1 protein-coding gene is annotated in these 1,632 nt (G+C 63.5%); it reads left to right on the plus strand.

Features of this window, described 5'->3' with window-relative positions:
• The first annotated feature begins 304 nt into the window (after positions 1-304).
• Positions 305-1,594 (plus strand): IS110 family RNA-guided transposase, encoded by a 1,290-nt coding sequence (locus tag AC5Y36_RS25715; RefSeq protein WP_500043803.1) that lies wholly within the window; start codon positions 305-307, stop codon positions 1,592-1,594.
• Positions 1,595-1,632: the final 38 nt, after the last annotated feature.

The following is a 1,632-nucleotide window of genomic DNA, read 5'->3' on the forward strand; positions in this document are numbered from 1 at the left end:
CGAGCAGCTATCTGGGGGGTTTCGCCCCGCGGTGGAGGATGAAAATTAGTGCGCCGGGTTCGCCCTGGTGAGGTGGTTGCTTTGGGGGTCGGGTAGGTCGAGGCTTTAAGGGTGTTTCGGTTGACCCCGTTGCGTCTGTGTTGCTGGTGAGCACGCCGAGCAGCTTGGTGGCAGGAGGGCACCCCGTGGTTGTGCGGGGGCGGTGGATTGTTGCCTGTGAGCACGCGAGAGAGACTCCTGTTTTGTTTCCGCTCTCCCCGGAACACGCTGGATATCAACAGTTCTGGAGGATGGAGGATCAATTATGGAGGTGATCCATTCCCGGTGTGCGGGTCTTGATGTTTCTAAGAAGGACGTCAAGGTGTGTGTGCGGGTTCAGGGGCGGGGTCGGTGCGGCACCAAGACGACGGTGACCACGTGGGGCTCGACCACTGGCGAGATCTTGGCGTTGCGGGAGCATCTGATCGCTGAGCAGGTCAGCTGTGTGGTGATCGAGTCCACGTCGGATTATTGGAAGCCGTTTTATTACCTACTCGACGAGGGGCTGAACGTGATGCTGGTCAACGCCCGTGCGGTGCGCAATGTGCCTGGGCGTAAGACCGATGTCTCGGATGCGATGTGGCTGGCCGATCTGGGGGCACACGGGCTGGTGCGGGCGTCGTTCGTGCCGCCGGAGCCGATCCGGGTGTTGCGGGACCTGACCCGGGCGCGCACAGTGATCACCCGCGAACGCACCAAGGAGATCCAGCGGCTGGAGAAGCTGCTCGAAGACTCTGGGATCAAACTGTCGGCGGTGGCCTCCGACATTGTCGGGGTCTCCGGGCGGGCGATGCTTGAAGCGCTCATCGCTGGCCAGCGCGATCCCGCGGCGCTGGCCGATCTGGCCAAACGGGGGCTGCGCAACAAGATCCCGCAGCTCACTGAGGCGATGCGGGGTCGGTTCAACGACCATCACGCGTTCATGGTGCGGTTGTACCTGGATCGCATCGATGCCCACAACGCCGGCATCGCCCGCCTCGATGAACGTATCGAGGAGGCGATCGCCCCCTTTCGTGCCGTCCGGGAGCTCCTGATGAGCATCCCGGGCTGGTCGCAGATCGTGGCCGATGTGTTCATCGCCGAGACCGGCGCCGACATGAGTGTGTTCGGCAGCGCCGCACATCTCGCGTCGTGGGCCGGGGTGGTTCCCGGCTGCAACGAATCGGCGGGCCGGATCAAATCGGCGGCGATTCGCCCCGGTAACCGGCATCTCAAGGCCGCCTTGGGTATCGCGGCCCTCTCGGCGGCCCGCAGCAACGGCACCTATTACAGCACCCGCTTCGCGCGGATCGCCGGCGGCCACCGTGCCCTGCATAAACGCCGGAACGGCAAAGCCCGGCGCAGCTCACCAGCCAGCCAGATCGCCCTGGTCGCCCTGGCCCACAAGATGCTTACCGACGCCTACCACATGCTGATCAACGGCACTTTCTACCAAGACCCCGGCCCGGACTACTACACCCGACACAACCCCGGGAAAACCAAGACCAACGCCGTCAAACAACTGGAACGACTCGGCTACAAAGTCACCCTCGAACCACTCACCGAAGCCGCATAACACCGGCAAGCAACCACTCACCAGCTTGGGGTCACCGA

This window comes from Mycobacterium sp. NGS50, from assembly GCF_059812545.1.

What these genes read in the sequence shown, in the direction of transcription:
- AC5Y36_RS25715 (WP_500043803.1), top strand. Translation starts at nt 305, where the DNA reads ATGGAGGTGATCCATTCCCGGTGTGCGGGTCTTGATGTTTCTAAGAAG.